This is a genomic window from Kitasatospora sp. NPDC004615 (genome assembly GCF_042873545.1).
Lineage (GTDB): Bacteria > Actinomycetota > Actinomycetes > Streptomycetales > Streptomycetaceae > Kitasatospora.
Window position 1 is genome coordinate 53,916 of the sequence record NZ_JBIALQ010000009.1, and the last position, 20,133, is coordinate 74,048.

Below are 20,133 nucleotides of genomic sequence, written 5' to 3' on the forward strand. Positions count from 1 at the left end.
CAGGCCAGCGCACGAGCGCGACGGCGTAGTAGGGGCATCGGGGGACTCCAGAAACGAGGGAAACGGGATCAGCGGAGGCGGGCCGCCGCACCTGGCAGGACGGCCACGGCCATCGGCCACCAGCGGCAGGCCAGCGCACGAGCGCGACGGCGAAGTGCAGGCATCGGGGGACTCCAGAGACGGGATGGCGGGGGTCAGTGCGCGCCCGCGCGGCGGCGTGCGGGGTGGCGGGGGCCGGGCAGGGCGCCGGCGGACTCCCGGTAGAGGGCGGCCAGTTCGGCCGCGATCCGGGTGATGTCGTAGTGCGCGACGGCGGGCGGGACCGGGACGGGTCCGGGCGGTGCGGCGGCGGCGGCGGTCAACTCGCGGGTGTAGGCGGCGGGTTCGGACGGCAGCAGGCGGGCGTGCGGGGCGGCGCCGACCGGGAGTTCGGCCAGTGCCGGGCAGGCGGAGTGCAGCACCGGCAGTCCGGCGGCCAGGGCCTCCAGGGCGGCGAGTCCGAAGGTCTCCGCGCGGGACGGCGAGACCAGCACGTCCATCGCGGTGAGCAGTTCGGGCACGTCGTCGCGTTCGCCGGTGAGCACCAGCCGTTCGCGGACGCCCGACTGCTCGGCGCGGGCGGTGAGTTCGGCCCGTTCGGGGCCCTCGCCGACCAGCAGCAGCCGGGTGCCCGCCGGGAGCGCGGCGAGCGCCTCCAGCGGAACGTGGAAGCGCTTGCCGGGCACCAGCCGGCCGACCCCGCCGGCCACGAACGCGTCGGCGGGGATGCCGAGTTCGGCGCGCAGCCGGGCACGGTGGGCGGCCCGTTCGGCGGGTGGGAAGCGGTACCGGGCGGCGTCGATGCCGTTCGGCAGCCGCCGGACCCGGTGGGCGGGCACGCCCCAGGAGTCGAGCACGGCGGCGACCTGGCCGGAGACCGCCAGGGTGGTGCCGCCGAGCCGTTCGGCGGCCAGGTACAGCGCCTTGACGCCGGCCGAGGTGGGCCGGCCCTCGATCTCGCCGACCTGTAGCGAGTGCTCGGTGGCGAGCACGCCCCGCACCCCGGCCAGCCGGGCGGCGAGGCGGCCGTACAGCATGGCCCGGTACAGGTGGGTGTGGACCAGGTCGTAGCGGCCGGCCCGGATCAGCCGGGTGAGCCGGGGCAGCACGCCGAGGTCGCGGTTGCCGCGCATGGCGAGGTGATGGACGGTGAATCCGTCGGCGCGCAGTTCGCGGGCCACCGTGCCGGGGTTGGTCAGGGTGGCCACCTCGTGCCGCTGGTCCTTCGGCAAATGCCGCAGCAGCAACGCGAGTTGGCGTTCCGCGCCGCCCGCGTGCAGGCCGGTGACCACGTGCAGGACCTTCACCACCGCTCCCCCGCGGCGGGCTTCGGCGGGGCCCAGCGCAGTCCGGTGACGGCCTCGCGCCAGCGGTGCCGGCTGCGCTTGGCGCGCAGCCGCCAGGCGCCGTCGCGGTCGCCGACGTAGCTGCGCGGCAGGGCGTGCCGGCCGGTCAGCGAGGAGTGCTCGATGGCGCAGGCGTAGTCGTAGCCGGCGTCCCGTACGGCCCGGGTGGCGGGCAGGTCGACGGCGCCGTACGGGTAGCAGAAGCCGGTGACGGGGCCGCCGACCAGGTCTTCCAGGTCGCGGCGGCTCTCCTTGGTCTGGCGTTCCAGTGCGGCGGGCGGCAGCCCGGACAGGGCCTGGTGGCCCAGGCCGTGCGAGCCGATCTCCCAGCCCGAGGCGGCGAGTTCGATGACCTGGTCGACGGTCAGCAGTTTCTTCCGGGGGCCTTCGACGTCCCAGTGGTTGGCGGCGCCGAGCAGGTCGGGCATCACGTACGCGGTGGCGGTGAAGCCGTACTCGCGCAGCACCGGGACGGCGTGCCGGGCGAAGTCGGCGTAGCCGTCGTCGAAGGTCAGGCCGACCAGTTTGGACTCCCGGCCGAGGGCCTGGGCGTCGAGCAGTTCGCGGACGCTGACGCCGCGCCGGCCGGAGCGGTGCAGCCAGTCCATCTGTTCGGCGAACCGTTCCGGGCTGACGGTGAGCTGGTAGGGATCCTCGTCCTCCTCGGCGACCGAGTGGTACATCAGGATCCAGGGTGCGAGCCGGGGTGCGAGCACCTGCGCCGGCAGACAGGTTTCAACCATGCGGCTTCCCTTCGGCGGGTGAGGGGGCGTGCGGTCGCCGGGCCCGGGCGAGCATCGCCAGGACCGGTCCGCGGACCTCGGGGACGCCGAACAGCGTGCCGAGGGCCGCGAAGACCAGCAGGACGGTGGCGCCGCCGAGCAGGGCGGCGGGCAGCGGCGCGGTGGCCGCCCGGACGGCCAGCGAGCCGGCCGCGGCGGCGGCGATCGCGGCGGCCAGCAGCCGGGCCTGCCCGCCGAGCACCAGGCCGAGCCGCAGGGCGATGCCGCGCAGCATCAGGCCGCGCATCAGCAGCGCCGCGGTGAAGGTGATCCCGACCGCGTTTCCGGCGGCCAGGCCGGGCGCCCCGAAGTGCGGGGTGAGGGTGACGCCGAGGGTGAAGGTGACGACCAGTCCGAGCGTCATCGCGCCGACCGGGTACCAGTCCAGCCAGGTGGTCCGGTCGCCCTCGGCGCGCGGGGCCTCGGCGCGCCGCACCACCGGGCGGACGCAGAAGTACGGCCGCACCATCACGCCGATCATCGCCTGGGCGGGCAGGCCGAAGCTGTACACCCGGATGACGGCCGCGGTGGCCTCGGTGTCGGCGGGGCCGAACGCGCCGCGCTGGAACAGCAGCGAGACCACGGCGGGTGCGCAGGACAGCAGGAAGGCGGTGCCGAGCAGCACCAGCGCCGCCGCCTGACCGAGGTCCTTCTCGACCCGGTCGCGGGCGGCGGTGAGGTCGCCGGCGGCCATCGCCCGGGCCACCACGGGGAACGTCACGGTGACGATCAGGATCGCCGAGGTCATCGCCAACTGGCTGACTTTCGCGGCGTAGTTGAGGTGCGAGATGGTGCCGGGCGGCAGCGCCGAGCCGAGGTAGCGCTCGATGAACACCTGGGACTGCCGGGTCAGCGAGAACGCGGCCACCGGCAGCAGCGCCAGCGGGATCAGCACCAGCCCGCGCACGGCGCCGCGCCGCCGGGCCCGCCGCTTGCGGACGCGCAGCCTGCGGGCGAACGGCACCACCAGCACGCCCGCCATCAGCAGGCTGCCGAGCGCCACGCCGAGCGCGGCGGAGCGCACCCCGAGCAGGCGGTGGCCGCTGAGCAGCAGCGCCAGGATGCCCAGGTTGTACATCACGTAGATGACGGCGGGCGCGGTGAAGGCGTGCAGCGCGCGCAGCGCGGAGGCCAGGTAGCCGGCCACGCCGAACGGCACCACGGTGAACGCGGTGATCCGGGTGCAGGTGACGGCGAGCCGCGGGTCGGCCAGGCCGGGGGCGAGCAGGTCGACCAGCTGCGGGGCGAACAGCGCGACGGTGCCGGACAGCGTGCACAGCGCGAGCAGCAGCCAGGGCAGCGTGGAGCGGGTCAACTGCCGTACCGGGTCCGGCCCTTGGGGGCGTTCCTCGCGCAGTACCAGGGCCAGGCTGAAGGCCGGGACCATCAGGAAGGCCATCGCGTCCTCGATCAGCAGCGGCGCGGCGGTCTCCGGTACCGTCCAGGCGACCAGGAACGCGTCGGTGCCCTGGTTGGCGCCGAAGTAGCGGGCCAGCAGCAGGTCGCGGAGCAGGCCGAGGCCGGAGCCGGCCGCGCTGAGCAGCGCCGTCACGCCGAACGCCTTGGCCAGGAAGCCGCCCCGGGGTGCGGCGTCGTCGCCCTCGCTGCGGGGGGCCGGTACGGGGACGCCGGTGGTGACCTGCGCCACCGGCTGGTCTGTGGTCATGTGCCGTTCGCTCCACGGGAGTCGGGACCGTTCGCGGCCCGAGAGTCGGGCCCCGGCAGCGCGGTGCGGGCGGCGAGGCCGAGCACCACGGAGGTCAGCACGGTGGTGGTGCCGCCGATGTCGGCGTACAGGAAGTCCCAGAGCACCCAGCAGAGCAGCGCGAGGGCGGCCAGGCCGGGGCCGGTGGCGCGGCGCAGGCAGCCGAGCAGCAGGGTCAGGAACAGCGCGAGGTAGGCGACCACCCCGAGCAGGCCCTGTTCGCTGAGCACCAGGAAGTACATGTTGTGCGGGGAGAGCAGCGGTTCGCGCTGGAAGCCGATGGTGGAGTCCGCGGCGTCGCTGCCGGAGGAGAGCCTCAGCGGGGCGCGGCTGTCGCGCAGTTGCTGGAACGCCTTGGGTCCGGCGCCGGCCACCGGGTGGTCCTGCCAGATCCGGCCCGCGGTGGCCCACAGGTCGTAGCGGTCGGAGACGGACTGGTCGGGGGCGGCGGAGACCGAGCCGATCGAGCTGAGCCGCTCGGTGACGCCGGACGCGCCGAGGCCGAGCCCCCCGACCAGCACCACCGCGGCGGCGGCGCCGACCAGCACGCCCCTGACGGCCAGCCGGGCGTCGGCGCGCAGCAGCAGCACGGAGGCGGCGACGGCGGTGGCGATCCAGCTGCCCCGGCTGAACGACACGGCCAGCGGGAAGGCCAGGAACGCGGCGCTCGCCCACATCGCGCGGCGCAGCGCGCGGCTGCCGCCGGGGCCGCGTTCGGCCAGGCCAAGCCCGAGGGCGGCGAGCAGCCCGAACGAGACCACGCCGGACATCGCCATGATGTCGAGCGCGCCGAAGGTGCCGACGGCGCGGATCGGCTGCCCGGTGTAGGAGGCGCCGGTGCGGGTCAGGTACTGGGTGGCGCCGACCGCGCCCTCGATCAGCGCGGCCAGCACGAACGAGCCGAGCACCAGCCGCCGGTCGTCGCGGTCGCGGACGGCGAGCAGCACGGCGGCGGGCACCAGTACGAAGATCTGCGCCAGCCGGACGAAGCCGGTGAGGCTGGCCGACGGGTCGACGGAGTGCACGGTGGCCGCGGCGGCGGCCAGCACCACGCCGCCGAACAGCACGGCGGCCGCCGGGTCGAGCCGGGGCAGCCGGGCGCGCAGCAGTTGGACGGCGGTCAGTGCGACCAGCGCGAGCGAGGCCAGGTCGGCCGGGGTGACGTGGACGGCGGCGGTGACGTCCTTCTCGCCGGTGGGGACGCAGACCAGCAGCACGGTGGCGGCGGCGAGCCAGCTCGGCCGGGGTGCGAGCCGGCGCTGCCGGGGTGCGGCTCGGCCGGTGAACCGGCCCGTGGCGGGCGGGAGTCGGAGGGTGACGGCCACGGCCTGCGGTCAGCTCCCGTCCGGGCGGACCACGAGAGCGGCGGTGCGCAGCAGGATCTTGGCGTCCTGCCACAACGTCCAGCCCTCGATGTAGCGGTTGTCGAACCGGGCCCGGTCCTCGATGGAGGTGTCCCCGCGCAGGCCGCTGACCTGGGCCAGGCCGGTGAGCCCGGACGGGACGCGGTGCCGGTCGGCGTACTCGGGGTAGGCCTGGCCGAACCGCATGACGAAGTAGGGGCGTTCGGGGCGCGGGCCGACCAGGCTCATGTCGCCGCGGAGCACGTTCCACAGCTGCGGGAGCTCGTCCAGCGAGGCCTTGCGCAGGAACTTGCCGACGGTGCCCATCCGGTGGTCCTGCGCGATGTTCCAGCGGGTGGCGGACTCGTGTTCGTTGCTGGGGCGCAGGGTGCGGAACTTGAGGAGGGTGAACACCCGGCCGTCCAGCCCGGTGCGCTGCTGGCGGAACAGCACGCCCGGGCCGGTCTCCCAGCGCACCGCGAGGGCGCAGGCGGCCAGCAGCGGGGAGATCAGCAGCAGGCCGAGGCCGGCCGCGGCGATGTCGAAGCCGCGTTTGACGGCCCAGCCGTGGCGGCGCATCGCGGGGGCGCCGAGCCGCAGACAGGGGAAGCCCCACAGGTGGTCGCCGGTGCCCTGCACCGAGTCGAACTCGCGCAGGCCGGGCAGCAGCCAGACCTGGCAGCCGAGCCGGGCGGCGTGCCGCATCGCGGCCAGCGTGTCGGCGTCGTCGGCGGCGCCGCCGGTGGCCAGCACGTGGTGGACGCGGTAGCGGCGCAGCACCCGGCCGAGCACCTCGCGGCCGCCGAGCACCGGCAGTGGGCCGCCGGGGGGCAGCAGCACCGGGTCGGCGTCGAGGTAGCCGACCGGCCGCAGGCCGTACTCGGGTCGGGCGGTGAGCACGCCGGCGATCCGCTGGCCGAGTTGGCCGGCGCCGAGGATCAGCACCGGGCTGGGACGGCGGCGGCGGGCCCGGCGGGTCAGGTGGTGGACGTAGGCGCGGCCGAGGGCGGCGAGCGGGAGCATCAGCAGCAGCAGGCCGAGCAGTCGCAGCGGGCCCATCGCGCCGAGGTCGGTCCAGTGGCCGGTCAGGCAGGCGTCGACGGTGACGGCGAACGCGGTGGCGACGGCGGCGCGGGCGGCCAGCGCGGGGAACTCGTCGAGGGCGGAGAGGCTGAGCCGGCTGCGGTAGAGGCCGCCGGCCAGGTTGAGCGGGAGCAGTGCGGGCAGCAGCAGGAGGGCGGTGGCGACCGGCCGGGTGGCGGCCGGGGCGGTGACGGCGGCGGCCAGTGCGACCGCCAGGGTGTCGGCGGTGGCGAGGGCGAGCGGCAGGGCGACCCGAGAGTGCAGCCGGCCGCGGTGGCGGCCGACGCCGGCGTAGGTCCTGGTCGGCAGCGCCCGGGAGCTCGGCCGGTCGAGCAGTCCCGCGCCGTGATGGTTGCCGCGGCGACCGGTACCCGCCAGCACGTCGGCGGACCGCGGCACGCTCTCGTGGTCAATGGTCATCGGCGCACGAACTCCCCTGCTGTGAACCCGTCCGGGAAATCACCTGCTGCCGAGCACGGCGGTCGACCATTCCCCTGACAGAAAATGGGGATGAAGCAGGCAGAATCAGACATTACCGAACGCCATTGCACGCGCAGAGAGCTGACATGCCATTTCATTCCACCCGCCTAATAATCGGACATCCAGAAGGGAAGGCCACACCTGCACGGGCGGGCGTTCACGGTCTGACAAACGATCAGAACCACTGCGGGACACGGGATGTGCGACCCGCCGGGACCACCCGGGTCCGAACAATAGTCCGGTAAATCGCCGCCACCTGCGAGATTACTTGCCGGATATCGTGATTTTCAGCCACGTGTGACCCGGCCAGAACACCGCGCCGTTCGCATTCGATCCGATCCGACAGGAATTCGGCCAACCGTTCGCCCATCGCACGGGAATTCTCCGGCGGCACTACCGAACGGCCGAGCTCACCCGGCGGCACGCACTCCCGCGCCCCCGGCACATCGGTCAGCAGCACCGGCCGCCCGCAGGCCATCGCCTCCAGCGGCGCCAGCGCCATCCCCTCCCAGCGCGAGGGCAGCACCACCAGATCCGCGGCCGCCAACCACAGCCGCGGATCCGCCACATCGCCCACCAGCCGCACCCGCGACGGATCGGGCAGCGCCCGCACCCGGCCCGCCAGCGCCTCCGCGTCCGGGCCGCCGCCGACCAGCACCAGCCGGGCCTCCGGCAGCCGGCGCTGCACCTGCTCCCAGGCGTCCAGCAGGACGTCCTGGCCCTTCTGTCGGCACAGCCGGCCCACACACACCGCCAGCGGGACGTACTGCTCCAGGCCCAGGGCCATCCGGGCGGCCCGCCGGGACGCCTGGTCGGCGGGCGCGAAGTGCGCCAGGTCCACGCCGTTCGGCACCACCCGCCAGTCCGCGACCAGCCCCGCCGCCACGCCGTCCGCCTTCTCCTGCTCGCTGACGCACAGCACGATCCGGGCCCACCGGGTGGCGTGCCGCTCCCAGCGCAGGCTGACCTCGGCGAGGGCGCCCTCGACGGCGGCGAACGACCAGGCGTGCGGCTGGAACACCGTGGGCACGGCGCCGCGGGCGGCCAGCCGGCCGGCCAGCCCCGCCTTCGCGCTGTGCAGGTGCAGCACGTCCGGCGCGGCGCCGCGGATGATCCGGCGCAGCCGCCAGGCCTCGCCGACGGTGCCCGGCCCGGGCGAGCGCTCGGCCGGCCAGTCCAGCACCCGGGCGCCGGCCGCGGCGGCCTCCTGGGCGAGCCGGCCGCCGGGCGGGCAGGCCACCAGGACCCGGCAGCCGACCGCGCGCTGCCCGCGCACCAGGTCGACCACCACCCGGGCCACGCCGCCGTCGGTCGGTTGGGAGACATGAAGGATCGTCATCTGCACGGCCCGGAGCCTAAGTTGACGACCGCACCCGGCCGGGGCCGCTTCACCCGTCCCGGGGAACGGGCACACCCGTACGGCTGATGCGCCGTACGGGTGTGTGAATAGCCTCGGAGGGGGTGAGTGAGGCTCAGCCGAGTTCGGCCGCCAGGTTGGCCAGCACCTGGTCGTGGATCCGGTTCAGGCCCTTGGGCGCGAAGGTCCGCTCGAAGAAGCCGCCGATGCCGGTCGCCCCCGTCCAGGTCGCCTCGACCGTGACCTTGCTGCCGTGCTCGCCGGCCGCCGCGACCGTCCAGGTGATCACCATCGAGGAGTTGGCGTCGGTCTCCACCAGGGTGTCCGGGGTCGGCGCCGTCACCGTGAACAGGCAGTCCCGGACCCGCTTCTCGGTGGCCTGGAGCTTCCAGTGCACCTGGGTACCCGCGCCGGTGCCGCCGGCCCGCACCTCGTACTCGCTGTACTGCGCGGGCAGCAACTTCGGCCGGGTCACCGCGTAGTCGGCCAGCGCCTCGTACACCCGGGCCGGGTCGGCCCCGTACGTCCGCTCGGTGGTGGCGTGCACCTTGCCCATTCGCTCACTTCTCCTCGGTCCGGGTCATCTGCGCCTCTGCACATCTGCACTCGGCGTCGCCGCCAAGCCAACCATCGCGGCCTGCCCCCGCCAAACCGGGAACCGGGTCGCAACGCCTGTCCGGTCGGTCTTGTCGGATCAGCGCGCGGATCCCCCAGCCCTTGCGGGCTGGGAGGTGCCCCCATTTCGCGCCCGGCTGGGAGTGCCGGCGAACCGTCCTCGTACTGGGTGTACTTGGATGGTTTGCCGGTGCTTCCAGGCGGGATGATCCGGCTTCGCGCGCCCGGCAAGACCGGCCGGACAGGCGTTAGGGTGGGCGGATGCTGGATGAAGTGACGGCGCTGCGGTACGTCGATCCGCTGCGGGCGGGCGGTTCGGTGCCCGGGGTGGTGGAGGCCGACGACCTCGGCACGTACGTGGTGAAGTTCACCGGTGCGGCGCAGGGCGTCAAGGCACTGGTGGCCGAGGTGATCGTCGGTGAGCTGGCGCGGCGGCTGGGCCTGCGGGTGCCGCCGCTGGTGCTGGTGGACTTCGACCCGGCGGTGGCGGCGAACGAGCCGGACCAGGAGATCCAGGACCTGCTGAAGGCCAGCGCGGGCCGCAACCTGGGCATGGACCTGCTGCCGGGCGCCCGCGACTTCAAGCCGGGAATGATCGAGGTCTCCCCCGCCGAGGCCGGCCGGATCGTCTGGCTGGACGCGCTCACCGGCAACGTCGACCGCAGCGTGCACAACCCGAACCTGATGGTCTGGCACGGGAAGCTCTGGCTGATCGACAACGGCGCCGGTCTGATCTTCCACCACCGCTGGTCCTCGGCCCACGCCTCGGTGCACAAGCGCTACGACCTGAGCGGCCACGCGCTGGGCGGCTACGGCCCCGACGTGGCCGCCGCGGACGCCGCGCTGGCGCCCCAGGTGACGTCCCAACTACTGGCCGAGATCACCGAGTTGGTGCCGGACGCCTGGCTGGCCGACGAGCCGGGCTTCGACTCGCCCGCCGCCGTCCGGGCCGCGTACGTGGAACACCTGGCGGCCCGGGTCACGAACTCCGCGGCCTGGCTGCCGGAGGGGTTCGCCACCCCGGAGCAGATCCGCGCCGCCGAGGAGCGGGCCGCGGCGGCCCGCACGGCGGCCCGGCCGGCCTGGCTGAAGCAGGTGCCGAACCGGGCCGGCCTGGCCTCGGTGGAATCGGACTGGTCCCGGCACGTCGGCGAGGAGAACTGACCTGCGGTCGGCTGCGGCACGCGTGAGCCTGCCGGGCTCCCGGCATGTCAGCGAGGAGTGAACCGCCCACGCACCGGGGTTGACGCGGGTGCGTGGGCGACGTACGAGCCGCCCACGCACCGGGTGTTGACGCGAGGTCAGTTGCGCCAGGCGTCCGCGGCCTTGGCGGCGTTGACCACTCCGGCGCCGTAGAAGCCGTTGTTGGCGTCGGTGCCCTCGCAGGTGGCCTTGTAGGCGCCGGTGCCGCCGGGGTTGAAGACGCCGGCCGGGCAGGCGTGCGGGTCGGCCTGCTTCACCAGCAGGCTGCGCAGCTTCTCCGGGCCGGCGCCCGGGTGGCTGGAGGCGAGCAGCGCGAGGACGCCGGCCACGTGCGGGGTGGCCATCGAAGTGCCCGAGCTGTAGCCGTACTTGTTGCCGGGGAGGGTGGAGAGGATGCCGCCGCGGCGGTCGGGGGTGTCGGGCGTCTGGAAGACGGTGGCGTCGCCACCGGGGGCGGCGACGGCGACCTTGTTCAGGCCGTAGCTGGAGTAGTAGGACTTGTCGCCCTTGGCGCCGATCGCCGACACCGCGATCACGCCCGGCAGTTCGGCGGGCAGGTCGAGGCAGCTGGCGTCGATCGGCCGGCCGCCGGGGGTGGTGTCGTCCGGGCTGCTGACGTCGACGGTCTTGTGCGCCAGGTCGATGTTCTCGTTGCCGGCGGCGGCGACGTTCAGCACCCCGCCACGGCGGGAGTAGTCGACGGCCCGGCGGACGGCCTCGCTGACCGCGCCCTGGTCGGGGTCGCCCGCGCAGTTGAACATCCACGGGTCCACGTAGTAGCTGTTGTTGGTGATGGTGAAGTGGTGCTCGGCGGCCCAGACGAAGCCGCAGATCGCGTACTCGGGGTAGATGAACCCGCCGTCGTCGACCACCTTGACGGCGGCCAGCCGGACGCCGGGGGCGACGCCCTCGATGCCCTTGCCGTTCTTGGCGGCGGCGATGGTGCCGGCCACGTGGGTGCCGTGGGTGCTGGTGGTGGGCTGCCAGGACTTCCAGTTGGTGTCGGGGCTGCCGCTGAGGCAGGACGCGGAGAGCGCCGGGTCGACGTTGGCGGCGAGGTCCTCGTGGGTGGCGTCGATGCCGGAGTCGAGGACGCCGACCACCACGTCACGGCTGCCGAGCGTGGTCTTGTGCGCCTGGTCGACGCCGATCTGCCGCATGTCCCACTGGTTGGCCCAGAGCGGCTCGCTGCCGTCGGCGGTCGCGCCCGTGGGAACGTCGGACACCTCGACGGTGGTCTCCATGCCGCCGGCCTGGATGCCCGCGGTGCGGCTGGCGCCGACCGAGTCGATGGTCTTCGACTGGCGGAGCTTGGCGGCGAAGCCGGGGTCGTTGGAACGGGCGATCACCACGCCTATCTGCTCGTACGACGCGATCACGCTGCCGCCGGCCGCCTGGATCTCGCGCTCGGCCTTCTTGGTCTGCCCGTGGTTGGCCTTGGTATTGACCACGTAGTTCATCGGCTGGCCGGTGGCGGACGCGGTGGCCGCCGTGGCGGCGCCTGCCGCGGGTCCGGCGAGGGCGCCGGCGGTGACCAGCGCGAGACCTGCGGCGAGGAGGGCGGAGCGACGGATGCGGGGAACGCTCATGGGGGTTGACTCTCCCGACTGTCGGCGGACGCGATCGGTGTGATCGAAGACACGCGAATGGCCGGGAGACTATTCAGCCGATATGACAAAAATCAAGAGGTAGTAAAGCAATCGTCGTAGACCGAACGAGTGCCCGACCCACTGCCGGTCGGGCACCCGCCCCGGTCCGCCGGTGCCGGCTCGGCCGCCGAACAGCTCGCCGTGGGCGGCCGGCGCGGTGGCGATGTCGGCCTGCGCCCCACAGCTTCTGCACCGCGCTCTTCGCCGCCGCACTACCGGACTTGGCCGATCCGCACCGTCACCGGAGTGAACTTACGAACGCTCCGCCAGCACCCGGGCCAACCCGGCGCGCAGCCGCGCCGAGGCCCCGGCCGACCGCCCCAGCGCCCGCACCCGCTCGGCCGGAACGTCCAGCCGCGCCGCCAGCGCGAGCACGGCGGCGAACGGCCGCCGTCCCGCCCCGAGGCACTCGGCCACCGCCGCCAGCACGGCGTCCAGCACCGCCCCGTCCGCGCCCGGATGTTCGGCCAGCAGGTACAGCAGCCGGTTGTCGTTCCAGTCGCTGTGCCGGACCTCCGCCAGCCGCGCCAGCACGTCCGGCGGGGTGTGCGGGTTCTCGGCGAGCGCCTGGTCGACGAACGGCAGGCCGACGGCCGTGAGGGCGCGCAGCGCGGCAGGGTCGGTGGAGGCGCGGGCCTCGGCCAGGCGGTCGGCGGGGGTGGGCACTTGGGCTCCTCGAGTCGGCGGGATCTACCGGCGGGCGTCGACCTGGACGAGGGCGTGGCGGCCGTCCGTGCGCCACGAGGTCCCGGTGCCGTCGAGCCGGGCGACGGTCGCGGCGTCGAGGCCGACGATCACATCCGACTTCAGCGTCCGCAGGGCCGCGACCGGCGACGGGAAGTGACGCACCGTCTCGCCGAACGGCGTGGTCGGCGGCCAGAGCCGGTCGCCGACCAGGCGGCGGTAGTTGAGGTCGCCCTTGAGGATCGTCATCGTCGCGGCGGCGAGCCCGGTACGGAGGTCGGCCGGCAGGTCGTGGAACGGCAGCGGCGCGCAGAAGAACGGGTGCGTGCGGACGACGAGCGCACCGCTGTTCATCGCCCGCCACAGCCGCCCGCCGACCGCCCCGGCGGCGGCCGAGGGCGCGGTGCGCAGGCGCTCGACCGAGGCGAGGACGTCGGCCGTCGTCGCGTCCGACACGAAGTACGGCTGCGGCTTCACGTACAGGACGACCTGCGCAGCCGGGCCGCCGGTCAGCAGGTGGTCGATCAGCACCAGGTCCGGCAGCAGCTCCCGGCCGGCGTTGTCCGCGATGACGCAGACCTGCCCGCCCGTCGCCCGTCCGAGCGCGGTCCAGAGCGTCGCGCTGTCGTCGGCGACCAGGTCGGCGGCGGCCGTCCCGGTGGTCTCCGCGGTGATCCCGAAGCTGAGGTCCGCGCGGTTGCCCCACAGCGCGGACGACAGCAGCGCCTCCGCCCGGCGGGTCTCCGGCAGGCCGTCGAGCGCGCTCAGCGCGGCCAGTTCCTCGTCCACCGCCGCACCGGCCAGCTCGGCGTTCTTGAACGGCGCAAACGGGTCGACGCCCTGCCACGCGCCGGGCCCGAAGTACCCGGTGGCGTCGAGCAGTCGGCGGTAGAAGTAGCTCTCCGCCCACAGGAACGGCGCCTCCCCCCAGGGCCGCCCCCACAGCCCCTCGCCCCACGCCAGCCACCGCGCGGCGTCCGGGGCGTCCGCGCGCAGCGGCTCCAGGACGCCGGTGGTGCTCTCCACCAGCAGCCGCTCGACCGCCGCCCGCTCGGCGGGGCCGTACGGCAGCGCGTCGAGCACCTGCCGGACGAGCTCGGGGTGGCGCTTGTGGAAGACGCCCCAGGCGAAGGACCCGGGGACGTCGGCGCGAATCACGGGTGCGTTCGACACATCGGGGCTCGTCTCTCTCGTCATCGGCGGGCAGCGGGCCCGTCGGCTCCAGCCGAGACTAGACGAGGTGTCGTGGCCGAGGGCCTGTCCGGCTCGGCCGCGAGGCCGTCAACGGGCCGCCAGGATCTCGACCCCGTCGGCGGTGAGGCGTTCCAGGGCCGGGTGGGTCGGGGTGGCGTCGGTGATCAGGCCGGTGATGCGGTCCCATGGGAGGACGCGGAAGGGGGAGGCCGCGCCGATCTTTTCGGCGGAGGCGAGGATCCAGGTTTCGGCGGCGCGGGCGGCGAGGGCTCGTTTCATGGCGGCCTCGTCGGCGTCGCCGGTGGTCAGGCCGGCGTCGGGGTGGACGCCGGTGACGCCGAGCAGGCAGAGGTCGGCGGAGACGTTCTGAGCGGCCTCGACGGCGGCGGCTCCGCAGGCGACGGCGGAGTGCTTGAAGATCCGGCCGCCGAGCAGGAAGAGTTCGGCCCGCGGGTGTTCGAGCAGGGCCGCCACCACGGTGGGGCTGTGGGTGATCACGGTGCAGTCGAGGTCGGGCGGGAGCAGGCGGGCCACGGCGAGCGCGGTGGTGCCACCGTCCAGGATCACGGCGCTGCCGGGACGGACGAGTTCGACGGCCGCGGCCGCGACCCGGCGTTTGCCGTCGGGGGTCACCGACTGCCGCTCGGCGTAGCCGGCGGTGGCGGGCGAGGCGGGGAGCGCGCCGCCGTAGACCCGCTGGCAGAGTCCTTCGGCGGCGAGGTCGCGCAGGTCGCGGCGGACGCTGTCCTCGGAGATGCCGAGGTCGGCGGCGACGTCCTTGGCCACCACCTTGCCCTCGCGGGCCAGCAGGGCGAGCAGGTGGTCGCGCCGTTCAGCAGCCAGCATTTCTCGTTCTCTCCTGTTCTTGCACGTTTCTGCGTGTATGGTAGCGCCTCATGACCGACACCGACACACCCATGCTCGTCCTGATCGCCGGACCGTACCGCTCCGGCACCGACGGAGACCCGCAGGCGATGGCCGCCAACCTGGCCCGGCTGGAGGCGGCCGCCTGGCCGGTCTTCGCGGCCGGACACCTGCCGGTGATCGGCGAGTGGATCGCGCTGCCCGTGCTGCGCTCGGCCGGCGCGGGGCCCACCGACCCGCTCGCCGACGAGGTGCTGTACCCAGCCGCCGACCGGCTGCTCGCCCGCTGCGACGCCGTGCTCCGGCTGCCCGGCGACTCGACCGGCGCCGACCAGGACGTCGCCACCGCCCGCCGCCGCGGCCTGCCGGTCTACCACGACGTGTCCGAACTCCCGCGCCGCGCACCGCAGGTGGACCGATGAACGGACGCCCGGGCATCGACGTCCCCGACCACCGCGGCCGCACCGGCCTCGACCGGGCCGGGCGCGACCTGCGCGGCAATCCGGACGTGGTGGTGCGCCAGGTCGAACTCACCTCGCAGGGCTGGCACGTGCTGCGCCGCACCACCTTCGACCACCGCCGCCGCGACGGCCGCTGGACCACCGAGCAGCGCGAGACCTACGACCGCGGCAACGGCGCGGTGGTGCTGCCGTACGACACCGAACGCGGCCGCGTCCTGCTCACCCGGCAGTTCCGCTTCCCGGCGTACGTCAACGGCCACCCCGACGGCATGCTGATCGAGGCCGCGGCCGGCCTGCTGGACGACGACGACCCGGCCACCGCGATCCGCCGGGAGAGCGCCGAGGAGCTCGGCGTCGAACTCGGCCCGCTCACCCACGTGTTGGACGCGTTCATGAGCCCGGGTTCGGTGACCGAGCGGCTGCACTTCTACGCCGCCCCCTACCGGCCCGCCGACCGCACCGGCCCCGGCGGCGGGCTGGCCGAGGACGGCGAGGACATCGAGGTGCTCGAACTCCCCTTCGCCGAGGCGCTCGCGATGACCCGGGACGGGCGGATCGCCGACGGCAAGACCGTCCTGCTGCTGCAGTGGGCGGCCCTGCACGGGCCGTTCGCGCCGCCGCCGGTCCGTTGATCCGGCGCCCGGAATCGTGCAGAACCGTGCAGACCGCTCAGCAGCAGGCCGCTCAGCTCGGCGATGCGGCGAAGTCCTCGGCGAACAGCGCGAGCAGCACCACGTCGGTGGGGCGGCCGGCGAGCAGCACGTGCCGGCGCAGGCGGCCCTCCTCGGTGAAGCCGAGGCGGTGCTGGAGCTCCAGCGAGGGGTGGTTGTGGGCGAAGACCCTGGCGGTGGCCTTGAGGTAGCGCCGCTCCTCGAACTGGTGGCGGATCACCAACCGGGCGGCCTCGCCGGCGTAGCCGCGGCGGCGGTGCTCGGCGGCGATGGTGATGCCGTACTCGAACCAGCCGTTGCGCGGGTCGGCGCGGTGGACGCCGACCGAGCCGACGGGGGTGCCGTCGGCGCGTGACTCGACGATCAGGACGTAAGTGTCGCCGGACGGGTCGGCGGTGGCGTGCTCGCGGGCGAGGGCCTGCCAACCCTCGGTGGAGCGCGGCGGGTTGAGCAGGTCGCCGAGGTGTTCCTCCTGCTCGGACAGGCGGGCCAGCAGCGGCCCGTCCTCGGTCTCGACCGCCCGCAGGCGTATGCGTTCACCCAGCCAGTAACTCGTCATTCGATCTTCGTACCACTCGCCGCGGCAGCCCGTCCGGCCGTTCCGCGAACCACCGCAGCTCGCCAAAACGCCCCGCCCGGCGGCACCGGCACTAGAATCGGCCCCGCCCGGCGCGCGTACCGAGCAACACCCGGACGCCCCCGGCCAGTTGACAGCACTTCGAGGCGAGGGGCGGGCAATGTCGGGCGAGGAGATACCCGGGGCGCGGGAGGAGTTGCAGCGACGCGGCGAGCGGCTGTACGCCGAATTCGCGGCGGTGCTGGAGGCGTTGGCGCCCGGAATGGCGCCGCCGGCCGTGCTGCCGGAGTATCCGGACATCACCGCGTTCGGCAATCCGCTGAGCTTCGCCCACCACCGGCAGATCGTCCTCGACCCGCAGCCGGCCGACCCCGGCCTGCTGGCCCGGGCCGAGGCCGAACTCGCCGACTGGCAGCGGACGGTGGAGTACACCGAGACCGGCTCGGCGGTACTGCACGCCTGGCGGGACGGAATGACGATCCGGCTGCACATCAATCCGGTGCGCGGCCTGACGCTGTGCCGGGCCGATCTGGAGCCGATGGCGCTGTACGAGCCGGAAGTGTTCGTCCGCCCCGAGCCGCTGCTCGCGCCGGAGGACGTCCAGCCGGGCTACGAGCTGTGCCCGGAGTGCGAGGGGCGGTGCGCGTGCGACCGCTGCTGGGGCCGGGGCTGGGTGATGGGCGGCGTCACCTGGGGCGGGCGGACCGACGGCCGGGTCCGCTGCGGCGACTGCCAGGGCAGCCGGACGTGCCCGTTCTGCCGCGGCGCGGGCGAGCGGCCGGCCCGCTGAGACCCGCCCCGGGTCTTTGAGCTCCCCGAAAAAATTTCCGCGCCGACCCCGTGACATTCTCGGCATCCCGTCACGTCTGACGGGTGAACAAGATGCACGGCCGGGGAGAACATCGACGTGGCAGGAGCAGCAGTGCGCAGCGGCGACCTGGAGTACGCGGAGTTCGCCGCCAACCGGTCGGCCCCGCTGTACCGTTCGGCGTGCCTGCTGACGGGTGGTGACACCCACCTCGCAGAGGACCTGGTGCAGGAGACGCTGAGCCGCATGTACGTGGTGTGGCGCCGGCCGGGGCGGCTGTTCGGCGGCCGGGCGATAGAGAATCCGGCGGGCTACGCGCAGGGGGTGCTGTACCGGCAGTTCATCGACCACCACCGGCGGCGCAGTTCGCGCGAGCGTCCGACCGCCGATCTCCCCGACCTGCCGGACCCGACGGGCGACGACAGCACCCTGCGGATGACGCTGCTCCAGGCGCTGGCCCAACTCGCGCCGCGGGACCGCGCGGTACTGGTGCTGCGCTACTGGGAGGACGTCAGTGTCGAGGAGACGGCGACGATCCTGCGCTGCCGCCCGGGCGCGGTCCGCTCCCAGTCCTCGCGGGCGCTGGCCCGGCTGCGGGTCCTGCTGGGCGACGGCCTGACCGACCTCGCCGCGCACTGACGCACCGCCGGCACCGCCCCTGTTCTTTCCTTTTCGTTCCCGGAGACGGTGATCACGCATGCCCGCACTGCCCGAGCAAGACTTCGAGGACCGGCTCTGCCAGGTCTTCCGCGAGACCGGGGACAGCTTCGTCCCGGACACCCCGCTGCTGGCCATGGTCGGCGCGGCCCGGGGCCGCCGCCGCCACCGTCGCCGGCTGGCGCTGGGCTCGGCCGCCGCGGTGCTGGCCGTCAGCGGGGTGACCGCGGTCGTCCTGCCGAACGCCCTGTACACGGACAGCGTCGGCCCGGCGGCGTCCGTCGCGCCCACCCCGTCGGAGTCGCGTCCGTCCGACGCGGGGATCCCGGAGGAGGCGCACCTGGTGTCGGCGGTGGCGGAGCGGCTTCCGGCGGGCCTGCGGATCGTCCGCTCCAGCGGTTCGACGTTCGGCGCGACGCTCGCCCCGTTCGGCTCCGCGAACGCGCAACTGACCCTGGAGGACGGCCGGGGACCGAGCCTGCTGACGCTGGACATCACGAACACCACCGGGTGGGGACCGACGCACTCGTGCCCCGGCTACGACATCGAGGGCGTGACGTGCGTGCAGACGGCCGAGGACGACGGCACCAAGGTGGCCGTCACGCAGTGGACCGGCGCGGACCCGGGCCCGACCCCGCACAGGTACTCCGAGGTGCAGGTGGACGCCCCGGACGGCACGCGGGTCACCGCTACCTCGTTCAACTCCGCGACGCACGCCGGGGATTCGACCCGGCCGGACCCGCTGCTGACCGTCGACCGGCTCCGGGCGCTGGCCACCGACCCCGGCTGGCGCACCTTCAAGGCGATGCTCCGACCGGCAGTCACACCCAAGGACCCGCCCGAGCGGGTGCAGCAGCCCGACCTGTTGCCGGCCGGCCTGCAGGTGGTGTCCAGCACCGGCCCCGGTGGCCCGATGCAGCGGACGATGCTGGCCGCCGGCGACCGGATGGTCGAGCTGACCGTGGTGGAGGAGCAGGCGGAACCGTCGGTGGAGGCCTGGTTCGCGGACGCCCCCGCGCAGCCGGACGGCGCCCGCGTGCGCAGTGTCACCGGCCGCCCCGTCCCGAACGCCCAGGGCGCCACCGAGACGATCGTCGACGTGCTGGGCCGTGACGGCCACCGGGTCCGCGTGACGGCGGTCAACCCGGCGGGCGCGGGCTCGCCCGACGCGGGCCGGCCCCCGCTGCTGACGCTCGACCAGCTGACCGCGATCGCGACCTGCCCGGGCTGGACTGTGCCCCACCCGAAGTGAGCCGCGCCCGCCGGCCTCGGGTCAGTACCGGTAGCGGAGCGCCTCGACGATCTCCCCCGGCCCGAGTTCGGCGAACCGGGCGATCTCCGCCTCCCGGACGTCGATCACCGACTGCCACAGCGACTCCCCCATCGCGGCGCGCAGCACCTCGGACTTGCGCAGCGCGTCGACGGCCTGGCCGAGGGTGGTGGGCAGGCGTTCGGCGACGCCGTCGGGGTCGCCGGTGGTCTCGGCAGGCAGGTGGAGCGCGTCGCCGAGGCCGGCCAGGCCGGCGGCCAGCACGCCGCCGACGGCAAGGTAGGGGTTGGCGGCGGCGTCGAAGCACTTGACCTCGGCGTTGGCCTGTTCGGGCGCGGAGCCGGTGATCAGCCGCAGCGCGGCCTCCCGGTTCTCCAGCCCCCAGCAGCGGTGCGGGCCGGCCCAGTGGCCGGGGACCAGCCGCAGGTAGCTGGCCACCGACGGGGCGCCGAGCGCGAGCAGTGCGGGCAGTTCGGCGAGCACTCCGGCGAGGAACGCCTCGGCCTCCCGGGTGAGGCCGTGCGGGCCGCTGCCGCCGTGGCCGAGGTTCTGGCCGTCGCGCCAGAGGCTGAGGTGCAGGTGGCCGCCGTTGCCGACGCCGCCGGGGGTGGCGACGGGCGCGAAGCTGGCCCGCAGGCCGTGCCGCAGCGAGACGGCCTGCACGGTGTGCCGGACCAGCAGGGCGGTGTCGGCGGCCTCGACCGGGCCGCTCGGGGCGACGGACAGTTCGAACTGGCCGTCGCTGTACTCGGGGTGCAGTTGGAGCACCGTCAGCTTCTGTTCGCGCAGGGTGCGCAGCAGGTCGCGCAGGTAGTCGCTGTTGCCGATCATCCGGCGCATGCCGTACGCGGGCCCGGCCTCGCCGCCCTCGACGATCCACTCGACCTCGATGCCGGCCTGCACGGTGAGTCCGCGTTCGGCCAGTGCCTCGACGGTGCGGCGGGCGAACTGCCGCTGGCAGCCGGGGTGCGGCTCGCCCTGCTGGGTCCAGCGGTCGCCGGGCGCCCAGGCCCAGCCGGGCTGGGCGGCGAGCCGGCGCAGCGCGGCCAGGTCGGGGACGAGCCGCAGGTCGCCGAGCGCGCTGCCGGACGGGGCGAGCGAGTCGTCGACCAGCATCTGGTCGAAGCAGGGCGAGGCGCCGACGCCCCACCGGGCGGCGCTCTCCAGGCCGCGGACGGGCACGGACTTGACCCGCGTGACGCCGGCGTTGTCGACCCAGCTGACGATCACCCCGTCGACGCCCTCGGCCTCGATCCGGGTGGCGGCCAATCGGGCCTCGGCGGCGCGCTCGGTGCGCGGCTTCACGGTGCTCATGCGCCCATGCTGGCCTGCGGCGATGCGGCGC

19 protein-coding genes are annotated in these 20,133 nt (G+C 74.4%); 6 read left to right on the top strand and 13 right to left on the bottom strand.

Translation table 11 applies throughout. The features are described 5' to 3' along the window. Nucleotides 1–194: 194 nt before the first annotated feature. From ACFYS8_RS28380 to ACFYS8_RS28410, 7 genes are all read right to left on the bottom strand, one after another. The gene (locus ACFYS8_RS28380) at nt 195–1,346 is read right to left on the bottom strand and encodes a glycosyltransferase (RefSeq protein ID WP_387646115.1); all 1,152 of its coding nucleotides are present in this window, start codon (nt 1,344–1,346) and stop codon (nt 195–197) included. Beyond that, nucleotides 1,343–2,128, bottom strand: coding sequence for a polysaccharide deacetylase family protein (locus ACFYS8_RS28385; RefSeq protein WP_387646118.1), 786 nt, complete (start codon nt 2,126–2,128; stop codon nt 1,343–1,345). Before ACFYS8_RS28385 ends, ACFYS8_RS28380 begins: the two co-directional genes overlap by 4 nt. After that, nucleotides 2,121–3,833 (bottom strand): lipid II flippase MurJ, encoded by a 1,713-nt coding sequence (locus ACFYS8_RS28390; protein WP_387646121.1) that lies wholly within the window; start codon nt 3,831–3,833, stop codon nt 2,121–2,123. The genes ACFYS8_RS28385 and ACFYS8_RS28390 overlap by 8 nt, the downstream gene beginning before the upstream one ends. Beyond that, nucleotides 3,830–5,197 carry an O-antigen ligase family protein gene (locus tag ACFYS8_RS28395; RefSeq protein WP_387646124.1) on the bottom strand — a complete coding sequence of 456 codons (1,368 nt, stop codon included), beginning with the start codon at nt 5,195–5,197 and terminating at the stop codon, nt 3,830–3,832. The genes ACFYS8_RS28390 and ACFYS8_RS28395 overlap by 4 nt, the downstream gene beginning before the upstream one ends. A 9-nt stretch (nt 5,198–5,206) precedes the next feature. Then, nucleotides 5,207–6,718 (bottom strand): sugar transferase, encoded by a 1,512-nt coding sequence (locus ACFYS8_RS28400; protein ID WP_387646126.1) that lies wholly within the window; start codon nt 6,716–6,718, stop codon nt 5,207–5,209. Nucleotides 6,719–6,953: 235 nt separating this feature from the next. Further along, on the bottom strand, nt 6,954–8,117 hold the full coding sequence (locus ACFYS8_RS28405; protein WP_387646127.1) for a glycosyltransferase: 1,164 nt from the start codon (nt 8,115–8,117) through the stop codon (nt 6,954–6,956). 133 nt (nt 8,118–8,250) lie between these two features. Further along, nucleotides 8,251–8,691, bottom strand: coding sequence for an SRPBCC family protein (locus tag ACFYS8_RS28410; protein ID WP_387646129.1), 441 nt, complete (start codon nt 8,689–8,691; stop codon nt 8,251–8,253). 320 nt (nt 8,692–9,011) lie between these two features. On the opposite strand from ACFYS8_RS28410, the gene ACFYS8_RS28415 reads away from it, so the two are divergent. Beyond that, nucleotides 9,012–9,914, top strand: a complete 903-nt coding sequence (locus ACFYS8_RS28415; RefSeq protein ID WP_387646131.1) for a HipA family kinase — start codon at nt 9,012–9,014, stop codon at nt 9,912–9,914. A gap of 137 nt (nt 9,915–10,051) precedes the next feature. Here ACFYS8_RS28415 and ACFYS8_RS28420 read toward each other — a convergent pair whose 3' ends face one another. The 4 genes from ACFYS8_RS28420 to ACFYS8_RS28435 form a co-directional block, all read right to left on the bottom strand. Further along, nucleotides 10,052–11,542, bottom strand: a complete 1,491-nt coding sequence (locus ACFYS8_RS28420; RefSeq protein ID WP_387646134.1) for a S8 family serine peptidase — start codon at nt 11,540–11,542, stop codon at nt 10,052–10,054. Between the two features lie 312 nt (nt 11,543–11,854). Further along, nucleotides 11,855–12,268 carry a hypothetical protein gene (locus tag ACFYS8_RS28425; protein ID WP_387646137.1) on the bottom strand — a complete coding sequence of 138 codons (414 nt, stop codon included), beginning with the start codon at nt 12,266–12,268 and terminating at the stop codon, nt 11,855–11,857. Nucleotides 12,269–12,292: 24 nt separating this feature from the next. Next, nucleotides 12,293–13,459: a damage-control phosphatase ARMT1 family protein gene (locus tag ACFYS8_RS28430; protein WP_387646140.1), complete on the bottom strand. Its 1,167-nt coding sequence runs from the start codon at nt 13,457–13,459 to the stop codon at nt 12,293–12,295. Between the two features lie 108 nt (nt 13,460–13,567). Continuing rightward, nucleotides 13,568–14,326, bottom strand: coding sequence for a DeoR/GlpR family DNA-binding transcription regulator (locus tag ACFYS8_RS28435; RefSeq protein WP_387646143.1), 759 nt, complete (start codon nt 14,324–14,326; stop codon nt 13,568–13,570). A 50-nt stretch (nt 14,327–14,376) separates the two neighbouring features. Between ACFYS8_RS28435 and ACFYS8_RS28440 the strand changes: the two genes are divergently transcribed. Continuing rightward, a complete protein-coding gene (locus ACFYS8_RS28440; protein ID WP_387646146.1) occupies nt 14,377–14,766 on the top strand; it encodes a DUF4406 domain-containing protein in 390 nt (129 codons plus the stop codon). Beyond that, a complete protein-coding gene (locus ACFYS8_RS28445) occupies nt 14,763–15,437 on the top strand; it encodes an NUDIX domain-containing protein (protein WP_387646149.1) in 675 nt (224 codons plus the stop codon). The genes ACFYS8_RS28440 and ACFYS8_RS28445 overlap by 4 nt, the downstream gene beginning before the upstream one ends. A gap of 52 nt (nt 15,438–15,489) precedes the next feature. Here the strand turns inward: ACFYS8_RS28445 and ACFYS8_RS28450 are convergent, their stop codons facing one another. Next, on the bottom strand, nt 15,490–16,035 hold the full coding sequence (locus tag ACFYS8_RS28450) for a GNAT family N-acetyltransferase (protein ID WP_387646151.1): 546 nt from the start codon (nt 16,033–16,035) through the stop codon (nt 15,490–15,492). A 178-nt stretch (nt 16,036–16,213) separates the two neighbouring features. On the opposite strand from ACFYS8_RS28450, the gene ACFYS8_RS28455 reads away from it, so the two are divergent. The 3 genes from ACFYS8_RS28455 (at nt 16,214) to ACFYS8_RS28465 (ending at nt 18,770) form a co-directional block, all read left to right on the top strand. Beyond that, entirely contained in the window at nt 16,214–16,843 is a 630-nt protein-coding gene (locus tag ACFYS8_RS28455) for a hypothetical protein (RefSeq protein WP_387646154.1), read from the top strand. Nucleotides 16,844–16,960: 117 nt separating this feature from the next. Further along, entirely contained in the window at nt 16,961–17,500 is a 540-nt protein-coding gene (locus ACFYS8_RS28460) for a SigE family RNA polymerase sigma factor (RefSeq protein ID WP_387646155.1), read from the top strand. A 58-nt stretch (nt 17,501–17,558) separates the two neighbouring features. After that, the gene (locus tag ACFYS8_RS28465; RefSeq protein WP_387646158.1) at nt 17,559–18,770 is read left to right on the top strand and encodes a hypothetical protein; all 1,212 of its coding nucleotides are present in this window, start codon (nt 17,559–17,561) and stop codon (nt 18,768–18,770) included. Between the two features lie 21 nt (nt 18,771–18,791). On the opposite strand, the gene ACFYS8_RS28470 is transcribed toward ACFYS8_RS28465, so the two are convergent. Further along, complete coding sequence (locus ACFYS8_RS28470) at nt 18,792–20,102, bottom strand: glutamine synthetase (RefSeq protein ID WP_387646161.1); 1,311 nt, start codon at nt 20,100–20,102, stop codon at nt 18,792–18,794. Nucleotides 20,103–20,133 lie beyond the last annotated feature (31 nt).